The sequence below is a fragment of the Glycomyces algeriensis genome (assembly GCF_027622855.1).
Taxonomy (GTDB): domain Bacteria; phylum Actinomycetota; class Actinomycetes; order Mycobacteriales; family Micromonosporaceae; genus Glycomyces; species Glycomyces algeriensis.
In genome coordinates, this window is record NZ_JAPZVR010000003.1 from 127,488 (window position 1) to 144,279 (window position 16,792).

Annotated in this window: 16 protein-coding genes and 1 pseudogene; 11 read left to right on the plus strand and 6 right to left on the minus strand. The window is 73.0% G+C overall.

What is annotated here, in order from left to right:
• Nucleotides 1-35 precede the first annotated feature (35 nt).
• Together O2L52_RS06820 and O2L52_RS06825 are read left to right on the plus strand one after the other, a co-directional pair.
• A complete protein-coding gene (locus O2L52_RS06820; RefSeq protein ID WP_270114601.1) occupies nt 36-1,601 on the plus strand; it encodes a ricin-type beta-trefoil lectin domain protein in 1,566 nt (521 codons plus the stop codon).
• A 146-nt stretch (nt 1,602-1,747) separates the two neighbouring features.
• Complete coding sequence (locus O2L52_RS06825; protein WP_270114602.1) at nt 1,748-3,178, plus strand: dihydrolipoyl dehydrogenase family protein; 1,431 nt, start codon at nt 1,748-1,750, stop codon at nt 3,176-3,178.
• 188 nt (nt 3,179-3,366) lie between these two features.
• Here the strand turns inward: O2L52_RS06825 and O2L52_RS06830 are convergent, their stop codons facing one another.
• Nucleotides 3,367-4,401, minus strand: coding sequence for a DMT family transporter (locus O2L52_RS06830; RefSeq protein WP_344472716.1), 1,035 nt, complete (start codon nt 4,399-4,401; stop codon nt 3,367-3,369).
• Between O2L52_RS06830 and O2L52_RS06835 the strand changes: the two genes are divergently transcribed.
• From O2L52_RS06835 to O2L52_RS06860, 6 genes are all read left to right on the plus strand, one after another.
• Nucleotides 4,400-5,809, plus strand: coding sequence for an aminotransferase-like domain-containing protein (locus O2L52_RS06835; protein ID WP_270114604.1), 1,410 nt, complete (start codon nt 4,400-4,402; stop codon nt 5,807-5,809). The two genes, O2L52_RS06830 and O2L52_RS06835, sit on opposite strands and share 2 nt — an antisense overlap.
• Nucleotides 5,810-5,874: 65 nt before the next feature.
• Nucleotides 5,875-6,444: a TetR/AcrR family transcriptional regulator gene (locus tag O2L52_RS06840; RefSeq protein WP_270114605.1), complete on the plus strand. Its 570-nt coding sequence runs from the start codon at nt 5,875-5,877 to the stop codon at nt 6,442-6,444.
• Nucleotides 6,445-6,463: 19 nt separating this feature from the next.
• Entirely contained in the window at nt 6,464-7,357 is an 894-nt protein-coding gene (locus O2L52_RS06845) for an alpha/beta fold hydrolase (RefSeq protein ID WP_270114606.1), read from the plus strand.
• A gap of 4 nt (nt 7,358-7,361) precedes the next feature.
• Nucleotides 7,362-7,907: a hypothetical protein gene (locus O2L52_RS06850; RefSeq protein ID WP_270114607.1), complete on the plus strand. Its 546-nt coding sequence runs from the start codon at nt 7,362-7,364 to the stop codon at nt 7,905-7,907.
• A 51-nt stretch (nt 7,908-7,958) separates the two neighbouring features.
• Nucleotides 7,959-8,936 (plus strand): ADP-ribosylglycohydrolase family protein, encoded by a 978-nt coding sequence (locus tag O2L52_RS06855; protein ID WP_270114608.1) that lies wholly within the window; start codon nt 7,959-7,961, stop codon nt 8,934-8,936.
• A 17-nt stretch (nt 8,937-8,953) separates the two neighbouring features.
• Nucleotides 8,954-9,463, plus strand: a complete 510-nt coding sequence (locus O2L52_RS06860) for a mycothiol transferase (protein ID WP_270114609.1) — start codon at nt 8,954-8,956, stop codon at nt 9,461-9,463.
• Nucleotides 9,464-9,466: 3 nt separating this feature from the next.
• Here the strand turns inward: O2L52_RS06860 and O2L52_RS06865 are convergent, their stop codons facing one another.
• Both O2L52_RS06865 and O2L52_RS06870 read right to left on the minus strand, forming a co-directional pair.
• Nucleotides 9,467-10,228 (minus strand): SIR2 family NAD-dependent protein deacylase, encoded by a 762-nt coding sequence (locus O2L52_RS06865; protein WP_270114610.1) that lies wholly within the window; start codon nt 10,226-10,228, stop codon nt 9,467-9,469.
• A gap of 44 nt (nt 10,229-10,272) precedes the next feature.
• Entirely contained in the window at nt 10,273-10,953 is a 681-nt protein-coding gene (locus O2L52_RS06870; RefSeq protein ID WP_270114611.1) for an NUDIX hydrolase, read from the minus strand.
• A 71-nt stretch (nt 10,954-11,024) separates the two neighbouring features.
• Here O2L52_RS06870 and O2L52_RS06875 point away from each other — a divergent pair, with 71 nt between their 5' ends.
• A complete protein-coding gene (locus O2L52_RS06875) occupies nt 11,025-12,026 on the plus strand; it encodes an SPFH domain-containing protein (RefSeq protein ID WP_270114612.1) in 1,002 nt (333 codons plus the stop codon).
• Nucleotides 12,023-12,928 (plus strand): hypothetical protein, encoded by a 906-nt coding sequence (locus O2L52_RS25435; RefSeq protein ID WP_344473098.1) that lies wholly within the window; start codon nt 12,023-12,025, stop codon nt 12,926-12,928. The genes O2L52_RS06875 and O2L52_RS25435 overlap by 4 nt, the downstream gene beginning before the upstream one ends.
• A gap of 158 nt (nt 12,929-13,086) precedes the next feature.
• On the opposite strand, the pseudogene O2L52_RS25440 reads toward O2L52_RS25435, so the two are convergent.
• A pseudogene (locus tag O2L52_RS25440) lies at nt 13,087-13,902 on the minus strand (alpha/beta fold hydrolase); the annotation flags it as partial.
• A 99-nt stretch (nt 13,903-14,001) separates the two neighbouring features.
• Here O2L52_RS25440 and O2L52_RS06885 point away from each other — a divergent pair.
• A complete protein-coding gene (locus O2L52_RS06885; RefSeq protein WP_270114614.1) occupies nt 14,002-14,760 on the plus strand; it encodes a GNAT family N-acetyltransferase in 759 nt (252 codons plus the stop codon).
• A 3-nt stretch (nt 14,761-14,763) separates the two neighbouring features.
• Here O2L52_RS06885 and O2L52_RS06890 read toward each other — a convergent pair whose 3' ends face one another.
• Nucleotides 14,764-15,759 carry an amidohydrolase family protein gene (locus tag O2L52_RS06890; protein ID WP_270114615.1) on the minus strand — a complete coding sequence of 332 codons (996 nt, stop codon included), beginning with the start codon at nt 15,757-15,759 and terminating at the stop codon, nt 14,764-14,766.
• Between the two features lie 42 nt (nt 15,760-15,801).
• On the minus strand, nt 15,802-16,770 hold the full coding sequence (locus tag O2L52_RS06895) for a S41 family peptidase (protein WP_270114616.1): 969 nt from the start codon (nt 16,768-16,770) through the stop codon (nt 15,802-15,804).
• Nucleotides 16,771-16,792: the final 22 nt, after the last annotated feature.

Genomic DNA, 16,792 nt, shown 5'->3' on the forward strand with positions numbered 1-16,792 from the left:
CCGTCGACAGCGATGTTTCCGAACAGGAGACTGCCATGTCCACTCCCCGGAACAGGATCACCGCTGCGCTGGCCGCAGCGGTGATCACTGCCCTCTCACTCTCCACAATGGCCTCATCGGCCCAGGCGGCGGCGCGGCCCGATCCCGTGCCCCTCCCCGACCACCTCGAAGCCCTCCGCGCCGCCGAAGCGACCGAACTGTACGGCAGCCCCGGCATCCGCCCCCTCGAAGAACGCCGCACCTCCCTGGTCTCCATGGGCGACAGCGAGATCTCCGGCGAAGGGGTCGGCAACTACGAGCCCGGCACCCACACCGACGGGAACTGGTGCGACCGCTCGCTCGACCAGGCCCTGTTCCGCACCGGCATCGAGAGCGACGAGCAGTACAACCTCGCCTGCTCCGGCGCGGCCTCCCCGCACCTCGTCCAGAGCACCGGCCAGCAGCAGTGGAACGAGCTCAACCAGGGCGACCAGCTCGCGATCAAGGCCCGCAACACGAAGGTCGAACTCGTGTGGATCGTGGTGGGCGCCAACGACACCGGCGGCATCGAGTTCGGCCCCGTCGCCACCGAGTGCGCGACCAACCGCATCCTGTTCCTCGGACCCTGCTGGGACAGCCACACCGACGACTGGGCGGCCCGCGTCGAGGTGAGCCAGGACGGCGTCGAGGACGCGATCGACGGCGTCCGCCGGACCATGGGCGACGCCGGGTACCTCGCGACCGACTACGACCTCGTCGTCATGTCCTACCCCAGCCCCGGCGGGCCCGATGTGGAGGACAACCCGGACTTCCCCGGCTGGTACGCCGGCGGCTGCCTCCTCTACCTCGCCGACGCGGCCTTCGCCCGCAACAAGGCCGTGCCCCTGTTCGAGCGGGGCATTCGCGAAGCGGCTCTTGGCAAGGGCGCCCGCTACCTCGACGCGCAGCGGCTTTTCGACGGGCACGGCGTGTGCGAGGAGGAGCCCTGGGCGCGCGGCGTCTACGTCGAGGTGGGCGAGCTGCCCTCCGAGCACGCGTTCCGGCAGTCCCTGCACCCCAACTACCTCGGCCACGGGGCGTTCGCGCAGTGCATCACCGATTTCCACGCGCATCCCGAATGGGCCACCGCCACCTGCGTCGACCCGGCGAGCACCGACAGCGCCGTCCTCTACGAAGGGCTGCTCGAGTTCCAGGACCTCAAGGCGGGCGGCCTGTGCGCCGACGCGAAGGGCTACGACTCCCGCAACGGCACCGACCTGATCGCCTGGAACTGCAACGGCGCCCGCAACCAGGGCTTCTGGTTCGACGAGGCGCGCGGATCGCTCCATGTCGAGCTGAGCCACGACCGCTGCGTGGACGTCGAGGGCGGCCGCATGCGGGCCGGGACCCCGCTCGTCCTGTGGGACTGCCACGGCGGCCTCAACCAGGAGTTCACCGTCACGGGCACCGGCCTCCACCCGGTCGGCCACTCGGACCTGTGCCTGGGCTTCAACGGGACCGGCACCGGGGCGGCGCTGGTGCTCATCCAATGCGGCGCAAGCGCACTCGCGTTCGCCGACCGCGACTACACCGATCCGGCCGGGTACGGCCACGACGACTGGATCGGCTCGAGCGTCTACTAGCGGAAACTGGTTCGGGCACCGCCGGGCAGTGCGCCCGGCGGTGCCCACTCGCGCGAGTGCGCATCGGTGATCGGGAACGCCTTCGCCCCTCCGCGCGGGCGCGTAGGCTCTGTCCTTGGGACGCATGAGGAAGGACGGGAGCTGCAATGGCATCTGCGGAACGCGAAGTCGACCTGGTCGTGATCGGGGCCGGACCGGTGGGCGAGAACGTCGCCGACCGGGCGGTCAAGGGCGGCCTGGAGACCGTGATCGTCGAAAGCGAACTCGTGGGCGGCGAATGCTCCTACTGGGCGTGCATGCCGTCCAAGGCGCTGCTGCGCCCGGTGCAGGTGCTCAGCGCAGCCCGCGCGCTTCCCGGCGCGGCCGAGGCCGTGACCGGCGGCCTCGACGTCGCCGCGGTGCTCCGCCGGCGCGACTCCTTCACCAGCGACTGGTCGGACGACGGCCAGGTCGAATGGCTCGAGAGCGCGGGCATCGACCTGCTGCGCGGGCGCGGCCGACTCAGCGGCGAACGCGAGGTCACCGTGACCGCCGAGGACGGCACCACCACCGTGCTCCGGGCCCGCCACGCGGTCGCCGTGGCGACCGGCTCGGTCCCGAGCCTGCCGGAGATTCCCGGTCTGCGCGAAGCGAACCCGTGGTCGAGCCGCGAGGCCACGAGCGCGAAGTCCGTGCCCGAGAGCCTCGCGATCATCGGCGGCGGGGTGGTCGCGATGGAGATGGCGACCGCGTACGCGGCGCTCGGCGCCGACGTCAAGGTCATCGTCAGAGGCGGCGTGCTCGGCAGCGTCGAGGCCTTCGCGGGCGAGCGGGTGACCGACGCGCTGCGGTCGCAGGGCGTCGAGATCCTCACGGACACCGAGACTCTGCGCGTCGAACGCACCGCTGACGGTGTGCGGATCGAGACGAGCGGCGGCACCGTCACGGCCGCCGAACTGCTCGTCGCGACCGGGCGCAGGCCCGCCACGGCGGACCTCGGGCTCGAGCGGATCGGCCTCGACCCCGGCAAGCCGCTCGACACCGACGACACGCTGCGCGTCGACGGCTTCGACTGGCTGTACGCGGTGGGCGACGTGAACGGCCGGGTCCTCCTGACCCACCAGGGCAAGTACCAGGCGCGCGCGGCAGGCGACGTGATCGCGGCCCGCGCGAAGGGCCGCCCGGTCGACGACGCGCCTTGGGGCGCGCACGCGGCGACCGCCGACCATCACGCGGTCCCGCAGGTCGTGTTCACCGAACCCGAGATCGCCGCCGTCGGCCCGACCGCCGAAGAGGCTCGCGCCCAAGGCAAGTCGATCCGGGTCGTGGACTACGACCTCGGCGGGGTCGCCGGGGCGAGCCTCTCCCGCGACGGGTACCAGGGCGCCGCGCGGATGATCGTCGACGAGGATCGCGGGGTCATGATCGGGGCGACCTTCGTGGGCCCCGACGTGGCCGAGCTCGTGCACGCGGCGACCACGGCGGTCGTCGGCGAGGTGCCCGTCGACCGGCTCTGGCACGCCGTGCCGTCCTACCCCACGGTCAGCGAGATCTGGCTGCGGCTGCTCGAGGCGTACGGCAGGCCGGCCTCGGCCTAGGTGCACCGGCCCGTCGCCCACTCGCGGCGCCCGGCGAACCGGCTCGAAGCAACTGCTCGAACCTCTCCTAGCGCCTGTCCGCTACATCGTGGAGCGGGTCCGCCGGTGCACTCGCGGCGCTGGCTTCGATCTTCCCGGGGCCTCGGCGGAACGGCTCGACAGAACTGCTCGAACCGCTCGCCTGTCCACTACGACGTTGAGCGAGTCCACCTGCGCACTCGCGGCGCCGGTTCCGACGTTCCCGGCACCGAAACCGTATCGGAAAGGCGGGCAACGGGTCGCGCGGGCGAGCGGGCCGGGCCGCGAGCTGAGGCCCTGAGGCGGGCGCGCACCGCGAGGCCCGCGCAGGCGACCACGGCGAGCCCGCCGCTGATCGTGGACCAGCCGACCGGCTCACCGAGGAGCAGCGCGGCCCACCCGATGGTCATCACCGGCTGCGTGAGCTGCACCTGGCTCACCTGCGCCATCGGCCCGATCGCGAGGCCGCGGTACCAGGCGAAGAACCCGAGGTACATGCTCACGGCCGCAAGGTAAACGAACGCGAGCCACTGCACCGGCGTCGCCGTCGGCGGCTCCTGCGCCACCGCGACGCCCGCCGCCGCGATCATCACCGGGGCGGCGAGCACGAGCGCCCACGACACGGTCTGCCACGAGCCGAGCTCGCGCGCGAGCAGGCCGCCCTCGGCGTACCCGACCGCCGCGGCCAGCACCGCACCGAAAAAGAGCAGGTCCGCCGCGTCCAGCGACCCGAACCCGCCGCCCTGCAAGGCCGCGAAGCACACCGCGGCGACCGCGCCGAGGCCCGCGAACGCCCAGAACGAGACCGCCGGCCGCTCCTTTACCCGCAGCACGGCCATGATCGCCGTCGCCGCGGGCAGCAGCGCGATCACGACCGCACCGTGCCCGGCCGACGATGTGGTGAGCGCGTAGGAGGTGAGCAGCGGGAAGCCGACCACCACACCGCCCGCGACGAGCGCGAGCCGACCCCATTGAGCCGCAGTGGGAAGGCGCTGGCCGGTCGCGGCCAGCGCGACCGCGGCCAGCGCCGCGGCGATGACGGCGCGGCCGGACCCGATGAACAGCGGCGAGAGGCCCTCGACCGCGATGCGGGTGAACGGGAGGGTGAAGGAGAACGCGAGGACGCCGAGGAGGCCCCACCACAGGCCCGCGCGCTGCGATAGCACGGGCCGCAAGTTTACGATAGTGCTACTCTCTCGTTTCATGTCGAATGGTAGCACTCAGCGGATCGTCGAAGGCCTGCGCGCGTGGATCGCGACCGCGCCGCCCGGTGCGAAGGTCCCCTCGAGCCGGGAGCTCATGGCGCAGTACGGGGCGAGCCCGGTGACCGTGCAGAAGGCGATGCACGCGCTCAATGCCCTTGGGCTGGTGGAGACCCGGCCCGGCGTGGGCACGTTCGTGCGGGCGGTGCGCGCGCCCCGGGCAGTGGACTTCGGTTGGCAGACGGCCGCTTTGGGCTCGCCGCAGGCGCGGCTGCCGGCGGTGTCGTCGACGCAGCGGTCGGCGGCGCCGGACGCAATCAGCCTCCATTCCGGTTACCCGGACCGGGACCTGCTGCCGGGGCGGATGGTGCGGGCGGCGCTGGCGCGGGCGGCGAAGTCCGAGGCGGCGCTGACGCGCTCGCCGGTGCGCGGGACGCCGGAGCTGCAGGCGTGGTTCGCGGCGGAGCTGGGAGAGACCGCTCCGGCGGGGGCCGCGGCGCCGACGGCTCGTGACGTGATGATCGTGTCGGGCAGCCAGAGCGGGCTCGGTTCGGTGTTCCGCGCGGTGGTGGGCCGGGGGCGGCCGCTGCTCATCGAGTCCCCCACGTACTGGGGCGCGATCCTCGGCGCGGAGCAGGCCGGGCTGGAGCTGGTGCCCGTGCCGAGCGGGCCCGAGGGCCCGGACCCGGAGGAGTTGGACCGGGCGTTCCGCCAGACGGGGGCGCGGGCGTTCTACGCGCAGCCGACGTTCGCGAACCCGACCGGGGTGCAGTGGACGCCGAGCCGCGGGCGCGAGCTCCTGGAGGTCGTGCGCGGGCACGGGGCGTTCCTCATCGAGGACGACTGGGCGCACGACCTGGCGATCGACGCGGACCCGGCACCCCTTGCGGCCCTTGACGACAGCGGGCACGTGATCTACCTGCGCTCGTTGACGAAGAGCGCGTCCCCGGCGCTGCGCGTGGCGGCCGTGGTGGCGCGCGGCCCGGTGCGGGACCGGATCGCGGCCGACCAGGGCTCGGAGGCGATGTACGTGAGCGGGGTGCTGCAGGCGGCGGCGCTCGACGTGGTGACGCAACCGGGCTGGCGGAACCATCTGCGCGCCTTCAGGAACCAGGTGCGGCTGCGGCGGGATCTCCTGGTCGACGCGTTGCGCGAGCACGCGCCGGGAGCGGCGCTCGAACGCGTTCCGGCGGGCGGGCTCAACCTCTGGCTGCGGCTGCCCGAGGGGACCGATGTCGAACGGCTGGTTCGCGACTGCGAGTCGCGCGGGCTGCTCATCGCGCCCGGCACGGAGTGGTTCCCGGCCGAGCCGGCGGGCCCGTACGTGCGGGTGAACTTCGCCGGCCCCGCCCCGGACCGGTTCCCCGAGGCGGCGCGGCTGCTGCAGGCGGCCTTGGAGGAGCAGGACTGAAACCGGGTTGGCGGCGCCACTTATCCTAGGTATATTAGGATTTAACCTAGGAAGGTTAGGAAACCATGCCGCGAGTAGGACTCACCCGGGACGCCCTGATCGGCGCCGCCGCGGACGTCGCCGACGAGATCGGATTCGAGCACCTCACACTCGCGGTGCTGGCCAAGCGGTTCGGCGTGCGCGACGCGAGCCTGTACACCCATGTGCGCGGGCTCGCCGACCTCATGGAGGGCGTCGCCCTGCTCGCCCACGACGAGTGGGCCGAGGTCCTGGGCGAGGCGGTGGCCGGGCGCTCCGGGCACGAGGCCCTGACCGCGTTCGCTGACGCGTACCGCACGTTCGCGACCGGGCACCCGGGCCGGTACGCCGCCACCCGCCACCCGATCGCGCCCGAGCGGCTCGCTGCCTCCACCGGGGTCGCGCGCATCATCGAGGCCTGCTACGCACTCCTGCGCGGCTACGACCTGCCCGAACCGGACGCCACCGACGCGGTCCGGCTGCTGCGCAGCACCTTCCACGGCTTCAGCGACCTGGAGGCCACGGGCGGCTTCACCGCCGACCGGTCCCTGGACGCCTCGTGGCGGCGTGCGGTCGACGCCCTGCACCACACCCTGACCGAGTGGTCGCGGGTCTGAACCAGACAGGAGCAACCCCATGCAGCAAGGCACCATCGACATCAACGGCACCGCAGTGGAGTACACCCGCCGCGGCGAAGGACCGCCGCTGCTGCTCGTCCCCGGCGGGTCGGGCCACGGCGGCGTCCTCGAACGGCTCGCGGAAGGGCTCGCCGAGCACTACGCGGTCGCCGTCATGAACAGCCGCGTCGCCTCGCGGCAGCGGCCGGGCACCGTCCTCGGCGACCAGCACCCGAAGGTCCACGCCGAGGACGCCGCCGCCGTGATCGACGCGCTCTTCGACGAAGCGCCGATCGTGGTCGGCTTCAGCTCCGGCGCCGTCACCACGCTCGAACTGCTCGCGCACCACCCCGAGCGGGTGCGCCTCGCCGTCGTCCACGAACCGCCGCTCGTGGGCCAGCTGCCCGAGGCGGCGCGGCTGCGCGCCGAAATGGCCTCGGTTCGGGAGTCGGCCCGCGCCGGGGACTTCGCCGCCGCAGGGGCGGCCATGACCGCGATGATGATCGACACGGACGTCAGGTTCGCGGCTCCTGCCTTGCGGCGCTTCGGTTCCTGGCCCGAGGGGTACGCCGGCACCGCGCCGGAGCCGCCGACGCCGGAACTGCTCGAGCTCTTCGGCCGCCTCGGCGACCTGCAGCCGCTGTTCCTGGAGCACATGCTGGTCCAGTTCACCGGCTACGAGCCCGACCTGACCGCGCTGGCGGCTCAGTCCGAGCGGCTTGTCCTCGCCGTGGGCGTCGACTCCCGCGCTGACTTGCCGTTCCAGACCACGGCGGCCCTGGCCTCGCACCTCGGCCTCCCGCTCGCCGAACTGCCCAGCGGGCACCTCGGGTCGGTCGAGCGGCCGACGCAGTTCGCCGGCGCGCTCCGGGCACTACTCAATGCGACCAGAAATCACGTTCGGTCACAATAGAACCATGGAAACCTTCACCGCCCCCGACAAGATGAGCGCCGACATGCGCCGCAACGGCGTCACGATCTGCGCGTTCTTCGGTCTCGGCTGGTTCATCGGCGGCGCCGGCGTCCTCGGCGCCGGCGCCCCCTACTGGATCGGCCTCGCCCTGGCCGTCGCCATCAGCGTCGGCCTCGTCGTCGCGGTCCCCCGCATCGCCACGGAGCGCGGACGCCCGCGCGAACTGCCGAAGGACTGGGGCCGCCGCTACGGCATCTGGATCGCCTTCGAGGTCGTGCTCATCGTCGCGGCGATCGCGGTGTTCAATGCCCTCGACCTCACCGACTTCCTGCCGGGCACCATCGCAGTGATCGTCGGCGCGCACTTCCTGCCGCTCGCGCCCGCCTTCGACGAACCGAAGTACCGCTGGACCGGGTACGCCATGATCGTCGCCGGACTCGCGGGCATCGGTGCGGGCCTCGCCGACGCCGTCGTCGGCGGCGCGGTCGCCGGATTCGGTTCCGCCGTAGCCCTCTGGGCCACGGGCGCGGCCGTTCTCAAGCGCGGCTGACCGGGCGCCGCCGCGATACAGTCGGGCGCATCGCGGCGGACGGAGATCGACATGGCGGCACCGAACTCATGGCAGACCCGCGCACGCGGATCCCTGCTCCTCGCCGCCTGCGCTGACGCGCTCGGATCCGTCTTCGAGGGCCAGCGCGGCCTCGACCCCGAGCGCGTCGCCGAGGCGGTCGACCATGTCGCCTCCTCGCTGTGCTGGACGGACGACACCGCGCAGACGCTCGTCCTCGCCGAGCACCTCGCCGCCCACGGCGGCCGGATCGAATCCGACGCGCTCGCCGCCGGCTTCGCCGATGCGTGGTCGGCCGAGCCCTGGCGCGGCTACGGACACGGTGCAGTGCAGATGCTCGCGCAGATCAACGACGGCACGCCGTGGCGGGAGGCCGCGCAGTCGGCCTTCGGCGGCTCCGGTTCCCTCGGCAACGGCGCGGCCATGCGCGCTGCGCCGGTCGGCCTCGTCCCGGGCTGCAGCCTCGACGAGGTGGCCGTTGCGGCGACCGCATCGGCCGGCGTCTCGCACGTCCACCCGGAAGGCATTGACGGCGCGGTAGCGCAGGCCCTCGCGGTCGCCATCGCCGCCCGCACTCCCAAAGACCAAGGCCTCCAAGTGAACGAGGTGATCGAGGCGATCGCCGCGCGAACCGGGGCAGTGTTCGCCGCCGAGCTGCGGGCGGTCCCGGCGCTCCTCGCCGGACCGGCTGCGGCCATCAGCGACCGCTACCGGTGCGATGCGACCGCGCTGGGTGCAGTCCCGCCCGCGATCGCGGTGTTCCTGCGCCACCCGGACGACCCGGTGGCGCTCGTCAAGGAGGCGATCGGGCTCGGCGGCGACACCGACACCATCGCCGCGATGGCCGCCGCGATCTGCGGGGCGCACTGCGGTGAGGCCGCCGTCCCCCAGCCGTGGTCGGCCGCGCTCGAGCAGGCGGCGCGGGTGCGCGCCGCCGCCGACGGCCTGACGCGTTCGGGCGACGCGGCGCAGCGCCGGTGCGAGTATGGATCGGAGACCAACGGCTACTGATGAAGACAGGAGTGCTCATGGAAGTCAACGGAGTCTTCGCTGACGCGTTCTCTCGGGTGCAGGAGGAGGTGCATGCGGTCCTGCACGACCTCTCGCAGGAGGATCTGGACGCGCGGCCGCGTCCCGGTGCGAACTCGATCGGGTGGCTCGTGTGGCACATCGCGCGGATCCAGGACGACCACGTCGCTGACGCGGCCGGGCGCGAGCAGACCTGGATCGCCGACGGCTGGCACGCCCGGTTCGGGCTGGAGCTCGAGCCGCGCGACGTCGGGTACGGGCACTCGCGCGAACAGGCGGAGCGGGTCACCGGCGTCAAGGCGACCGAGCTGCGGGCGTACTACGACGCGGTGCACGAGGCGACCCTCGGGTACGTCGAGACGCTCTCGGCCGCCGATCTCGACCGGGTCGTGGACAAGCGCTGGGACCCGGAGGTGACGCTCGGGGTGCGGCTGGTGAGCGTCGTCAACGACAACCAGCAGCACACGGGCCAGGCCGCGTACGTGCGCGGTCTGCTCGAACCGCGCTGAGCCTCAGGCGGACACGCCGAGCAGCAGGGGCAGGGCCTCGCCGATGGGCTCCCGCAGGACCGCGTCGGCGACCTCGTCGTACGGGGTCGGTTCGGCGTTGAGGATGACGAGCCGGGCGCCGTGGGCCAGCGCGTAGTCGCAGAGCCCGGCGGCCGGGTAGACCCCGAGCGAGGTGCCGACGGCGGCGAACAGGTCGGCTTCGCGCGTGGCGTCGGCGGCGGCTTCGAGGACGTCGCCGTCGAGCTGCTGGCCGAACGAGACGGTGGCAGATTTGAGGATGCCGCCGCAGGCGGGGCAGGGCGGATCGGTCTCGCCCGCTTCGAGTCGGGGCAGGACGTCGGTCATGGGCATCCGGTCGCCGCAAGCGAGGCAGGCGGCGTCGCGGGCGGTCCCGTGGATCTCGATGACACTGGCGGGGTCGGAGCCGGCGGCCTGGTGGAGGCCGTCGGTGTTCTGGGTGATGACGGCCCGCAACCGGCCGGTCCGCTCGAACTCGGCCAGGGCCCGGTGCGCGGTGTTCGGCTGCGCGGTCCACAGCGGACTGACCCGCCGGGCGGCCCATGCCTGGCGCCGCACTTCGGGGTCGGCGAGGTAGTTGTCGATGGTGAACATCTTCTCGGCGGCGGGGTTCTTGGTCCACACCCCTTGCGGGCCCCGGAAGTCCGGGATCCCGGAGTCGGTCGAGACGCCGGCGCCGGTGAGGACCGTGATCGAGGAGGCCTCACCGAACCAGCGGGCCACCTCGGTGGCGGAAGTCGTACTCATCCAACGGAACGTACCGCAGGCCTCGGGAGCCTGACGTGACGGTCTCAGCTGCTTGAATTCCGGCGGAGGATCGGGGGGTTGAGGAGGGTGGCGTCGCCGCGGCGGTAGAGGCGGGCGGGGCGGCCCGGTTCTCCCTCTGTCGAGCGGCCGGTGGGTTCGACGAAGCCGGGCGTGGTGGTGGCTTTGCGGTGGAAGTTGCGGGGGTCGAGCTGCTCGCCCCAGACCGCTTCGTAGACCTGGCGGAGGGCGGCGATGGTGAACTCGGGCGGGCAGAAGGCCGTGGCGAGGGGGGTGTACTCCAGTTTGGAACGGGCGCGTTCAACGCCGTCGGCGAGGATGCGGTCGTGGTCGAACGCGAGGCCGTGGCGGCCGACCGGGAGCCAGGCGGCCTCGGCCGCGTCGGTTCCCGCTGTGGGCGTGGGCAGGTCGGGCAGGAGCGCGAGGTAGGCGACCGTGACGACGCGGCCGCGCGGGTCGCGGTCGGGCGCCCCGTAGCTGCCGAGCTGCTCGAGGTGGCCGCCCGGGCCGTCGAGGCCGGTCTCCTCCCCCAGTTCGCGGCGGGCCGCGGCGGTCAGGTCCTCGTCGGCGAGGACGAAGCCGCCGGGCAGGGCCCAGCGGCCGAGGTGGGGCTCGAGGCCCCGCTGTACGAGGAGCGCGTGCAACTCGCCTTCGCGGACTGTGAGGACCACGAGGTCGACAGTGACGGCGAACACCGGATAACTCATTATCACCACCTTGACGATAACCTAGCACATCGATTATCGTCATGGTGACGAGAAAAAAGGAGGCCCTCCCGATGGCCGATGTCAGCAAACTCCTGTTCCTGCGCCACCTGCGCGGCACCCCCACCGTCTGGACCCGGTTCCAGAAGCGCGGCCGCACTGTCGGCCAGGGCACCAGCCAGTCCTTCTGGTACCGCCCGCTGGTCGCCGTGCTCTCGGAAGTGCCGGTCGACGACCGCGAGCTGCCCCTGATGTTCCACGCCCGCACCGCCGACTTCGCCGACGTCACCGTGCAGGCCACGGTCACCTACCGGATCGACGACCCCGCCCTCGCGGCCACGCGCCTCGACTTCTCGATCGACCCGTACCGCGGCAAGGCCCGCGCCCGGCCGCTCGACCAGGTCGCGACCCTCCTCACCGAGCTCGCCCAGCAGCCCGCGATCGACCTGCTCGCCCGCTTGCCGCTGGCCGAGGCCCTCACCAGCGCGGTCCCGCAGCTGCGCGAGGACGTCGCTGCGGCGCTCGCCGAGGAGGCGCGGCTCGCGGACATCGGTGTGGCCGTCGTCAGCGCCCGTGTCGTCTCGGTCCGGCCCGAGCCGGAACTGGAGCGCTCGCTGCAGACCCCCACTCGCGAAGCGGTGCAACAGGACGCGGACAAGGCCACGTACTCGCGGCGGGCCCAGGCCGTCGAGCGCGAGCGGGCCATCGCCGAGAACGAGCTGCAGAACAAGATCGAGCTCGCCCGGCGCGAACAACAACTGGTCGAGCAGAAGGGCGCCAACAACCAGCGCCAGGCCGAGCTGGCCGCGTCGGCCGCCCTCGCCGCGGCCCAGGGCGAGGCGGAGCGCGAACGCACCCTCGCGGCGGCCCACGCCGACAAGATCCGGGTCGTGGGCGCGGCCGAGGCCGAAGCCGAGACGGCCCGCCTGGCCGCGTACCGCGACCTGCCGCCCTCGGTCATGCAAGGGCTCGCACTGCGCGAACTCGCGGGTCAGCTGCCGGAGATCGGCCAGATCACGATCACTCCGGATCTGCTGACCGGCGCCATTTCGCGGCTCGCCGACGGTTCGCGATGAGCGCGACCCTCGCACCCCGGGTGGTGGTCGTGAGCCGCCGCAGCGAGCTGGACGAACTGCTCGTCCGGCACGGCACGCGAGCCGCGGCCGAGCACTTCCTGCGCCAGCGCGGCCGAGACCTGGACGAGGTCGCGGCAAGGCACGAGGCGCTGGAGGCGGCGCTCACGGCCGTCGACGCGGCGGTCCCGGCCGACTGGCGCCGGGGCCGGGTGGACCGGGAGGACCTGCCGCGGTTCCTGTTCGGACCCGAGGACATCGTGGTGGCCGTCGGGCAGGACGGGCTCGTCGCGAACCTCGCGAAGTACCTGGCGGGCCAGCCGGTGGTGGGCGTCGACCCGGAGCCGGGGAGGAACCCGGGGGTACTGATCCGGTTCCACGCCAAGGCGATCGGTGCGGCACTCAAGGCCGTGGCCGCCGAGGCGGCGCCGATCCGGCGGCTCACGATGGTCGCCGCGCGGCTCGACGACGGCCAGGAGCTGGCCGGGCTCAACGAGGTGTACGCGGGCCACGGCACGCACCAGTCGGCGCGGTACCGGCTGATCGGGGCGGACGGGCGCGGCGAGCGCCAGTCCTCGTCGGGCGTGCTCATCGGCACGGGCACCGGGGCGACCGGCTGGTCCGCGTCGATCGCGGCCGACCGGGGCCTCAGCGGGGCGCTCCCCGAGCCTGAGGCGCGGTCGCTGTCGTGGTTCGTCAGGGAGGCCTGGCCGTCGCCCGCGACCGGCGCGACCCTGACCGCGGGCCGCTTGAACGTGGGCGAGGAGCTGCGGCTGGTGTGCGAGAGCGAGCGGCTCGTGGTCTTCGCTGACGGCGTCGAGTCCGACCACCTCACGGTCACGTGGGGCCAGCAGATCACGATCGGCCTGGCGGACCGCCACCTCCACCTGGTGGTCCCCGGATAGCAGCGGAACGCCGTGCCGCCGAACGATTCGGCGGCGCGGCGTTCCCGTTGCGTCCCTTCGCTATGCGGCGGCGCGGTCGCAGACGTCGCGGATCGCTGGACCACGGCGTCGGCGCGTTCGGCGATCAGGCGGGAGTGGTCGGTGTCGGTGAGGAGTCGCTGCTCGCCGTTCGAGACCGAGGCGGCGAGGTGCGCGTCGAGGCGGGTCTTGCCGTCGTGGATCTCCTGCAGCGCCTCCTCGGACATGAGCGCCTGCTGGCCCGGGTCGACGCCGAGCGGGGTCAGCGCGATCACCGGCACGTCCGGCAGGCCCGGCCCGGCCAGCAGCTCCTCGGCGAGGGGCACCAGGGCGCCGCGCTCGGCCATGCCGACGTCGATCCACGTGTCGCTCACGTGGTAGTCGACGACCGCCTCCCGGACGTCCGCGGGGAAGTCGGCGAACATCGCGGACACCATGTCCCGCATGAAGGGCAGCGCGCCCTCGAGCTGCTCGCGCGTCGGCGCGATCGCCTCGCCGGCGGCGAGGTCGGAACCGGCGGGCATGAACTCGTCCCAGTTGCGGTGGAACGCGTCGAGCCAGACCAGCCCGGCCACCTCGTCGGGGAAGAGCTGCGCGAACCGGTAGGCGTACGCGCCGCCCAGGGAGTGCGGCACGAGGACGTACGGGCCGGGGATCCCCTGGGCGCGCAGGAGTTCCCGGAGTTCGACGGCGACCGCTTCGGCGGTGCGGGGCAGCGGCATCGGGTCGCTGAAGCCCGAGCCGCCGCGGTCGTAGACGACGGCGGTGGTGAACTCGGCGGCCGCCTGCTGGAGGCCGTAGTAGTCGAGCCCGATCGCGCTGGCGCCGGGCAGGAACACGACGGCGGGGCCGCCGCTGCCGGCGCGGTGCACGAAGAGGCGGCGGCCGTCGATCTCCTGGTAGCCGCCGAGCGGCGCGGTGGCGGACTGGGCTGCGGAGGTGCGGTGCTCGTTCATGTCGGCAACTATGGGCGGCGGGTCTTGCGCCGGCCTTGCACGGACCTGTCGCGGGTGCCGGGGTGGCGGACAGGCGGCGCATGGGGAATCGTTGCGGGCATGACGAACCCGACCGACATTCCTGTCCTGCCGGCCGACGCGCCCCGGCTCCAGGCCCGCAACTCCGCCGCGTTCTGGGCCGCGACCGGCCGCTCGCGCGGGCACGAGGTGATCCGGCGCCGCGGCTTCCTCGCCGTCGCGGGCGACCAGCGCGCCGGCCTGCGCGTGCTCATCCAGGAACCGGACCTCACGTCAGAGGAGTTGGCGGAGCTGGCCGACCTCGCACGCGGGGCCGCGGGCCCAGTCGACATGGAGGACCCGTTCAGCGCCACGCCGCTCGGGCACTTGGGCATGGGCTCGTGGCAGATGCCGGTCATGCTGCGCCCGCCCGGTGACGTCGAGGCCCCGGCCGTGCCGGTGCAGCGGGTGCGCACCGAGGCGGATCTGCGCGGTGCGGAGCGGGCCGTCATCGAGAGCTTCGGCCTGGACCGCTTCGAGCCCTACCGGCCCGGCGAGATGTTCCCGGCGGCGCTGCTCGAGGAGCCGGGGGTCGCGCTCTTCGTCGCCTGGGTTGACGGCGAGGTCGCCGGTGCGTGCGTCACCGTGGCCGCCAACGGGTTCGGCAGCCACTACTGGGTCGGCACCACCGAGGCCGCCCGCTCGCGCGGCATCGGCCGCGCCGTCATGCTCGGCTCGCTCGGGCCCCTCGCGCAGGTCCCGGTCACGCTCACCGCCTCGAAACTCGGCGTGCCCCTGTACGAGAAGCTCGGCTTCGCCGTGGCGGCCCCGTCGACCTGGTGGTCCTCGAACCGGGCCTGATCCTCATGCGTCGAGGCCGGCGAGGATCGCGGCTTTGCGTTCGGGCGAGGTGAACGCGGCCCGGACCGCGTTGCGGGTGACGCCGGTCAGTTGGTCGATGCTCAGGCCGAGCGACGCCGCGAAGGCGTACTCCCGTTCGATCGTCGTGCCGAGCTGGACGGGGTTGTCGGTGGCGAGCGTGACCGCGACGCCCGCCTCGACCAGCCGCAGCAGCGGGTGCTCGTCGAGCTCGGGCAGGACGCCGAAGAAGTCGTTGCACGTCAGCGCGCATTCGAGGGTCACGCCCCGGTCGACGAGCAGGCGCATCAGGTCCGGGTCGGTCGCGGCGTGCACGCCGTGCCCGATCCGGGTCAGGCCCGGCATGCGCGCGGCGGCCGCGATGTTGGCTGTGGACAGCTCCCCCGCGTGCGCGGTGATCCCGAGGCCGGCGTCCGCGAACCGCTCCGCCAGCCGGTACATGTGGGTCCAGTCGGCCTCGGTGTCGTAGGGCGCGTAGAGGAAGTCGATGCCCGCGAGGCCTTCGGCGGCCGCGCGGACGCAGTCGTCGGCGAACCCGTCCGCGCGTGCGGGGTCCTGCCCGGCCTGGATGACGATCGCCAGCGCTTCGGCGTGCAGGAGCGGGAACTCGGTGCGCACCTGCGCCTCGGCCCGCCGGAACAGGGTCATGAAGCCGTCGCGGGTGACGATCTCGCCGCCGCAGCGGATCTCGACGTAATGGGCCCCGGCGGCGGCATGGTCGCGCATCAGCGCCGCGAACCTCGCGACGAACAGCTCCTCGTCCGCGTCGTGGTCGAGCGGGACCGGCTGCATCGACCCGATCCGCTGCAGGCGTTCCTTGCCGGGCGGGACCGCGGCGGCCAGTTCCCGGCGCCAGGCCGCCCAGTCGTAGGGCTCGCGGCCTTCGCGTTCGGCCAGGACCAGGTCGAGGTAGCGGGTCGCCTCCTGGTGGACGTGGAGGTCGGCTTTCGGTACGCGTGCAAGGGCTTCCGAGGCGTTCATCGTCCGACCCTACCGGGGCCGGCCAGCCGGTGGACGCCGAGGTCAGGCGGTCTCCGCCAGGTTTTCGAGGGCGCGGGCGGCCTCGTCTGCGACGCCCCGGCGGAAGCCGTCGTCGCCGAGGGTGAGGACGGTTTCGAGGGCGCGGCGGTGGGCTTCGGTGAGGGCTTCGGCGGCGGCGGTCGGCACGTCCGGGGCGACGCCGGTGCCCTCCCAGTTGCCGCCGGAGATCGGGCTGACGGCGCGGGCGACGGGGAGTGCGAGTTCGAGGTGTGTGTCCACTTTGATGCCGTCGCGGGGGTGCGCGCCGCCGCGCGTGCGCTCGCCGACCACGGTGGCGCGCTGGTGCTCTTGGAGGTCGAAGCTCAGGGCCTCGCCGCCGGAGAAGGTCTTCGCGCTGGTCAGGACCCAGACGGGTTTGGTGCCGCCGAACTTGGTGCCGGGGACGTGCGAGGTCCACAGCTGCTTGAGGTCGGCGGGGTCGCGGTGGGCCATGCCCGAGAGCTGCACGGGCTCGGCGTCGGTGAGGAAGCTGTAGACCCAGGCGACCATGTTCGGGTCGCCGCCGAGGCATGCGCGCAGGTCGAGGATGAGGGCGTCGGTGGCGGCGAGCAGGTTCATCGCGGCGGTGACGCGTTCGGCGGCGACGGCGGGCGGGAAGAGCAGCGGGGCGATGGCCAGCAGGCCGACGTTGCCGGGGAGCCGCTGGGCGTTCGCGATGCCGCCGCAGGTCAGGTCGCTCCATTCGGCCATCTGGCGCAGCTGGGTGGCCTCGTCGTCGTGGGTGTCGCTCAGTTCGGTGGGGCTGTGGATGACCCGCAGGTGGAGGTCGCCGTTGACCGACTGCAGGTCGGCGGTGACGAGCTCGGCGAGGCGGGCCTGGTCGGCGCCCTCGTAGCGGCCTTCGGCGGCCGCGGCGGTCAGGATCGCGGCGACTTCGGCGGCGACCTCGGGGAAGACGTAGCGCTCGAGCAGCAGCTTCGCGATCTGCGAAACGACGGTGGCAGCGGGCATCGGAACCTCCAGAAGGGGCGGG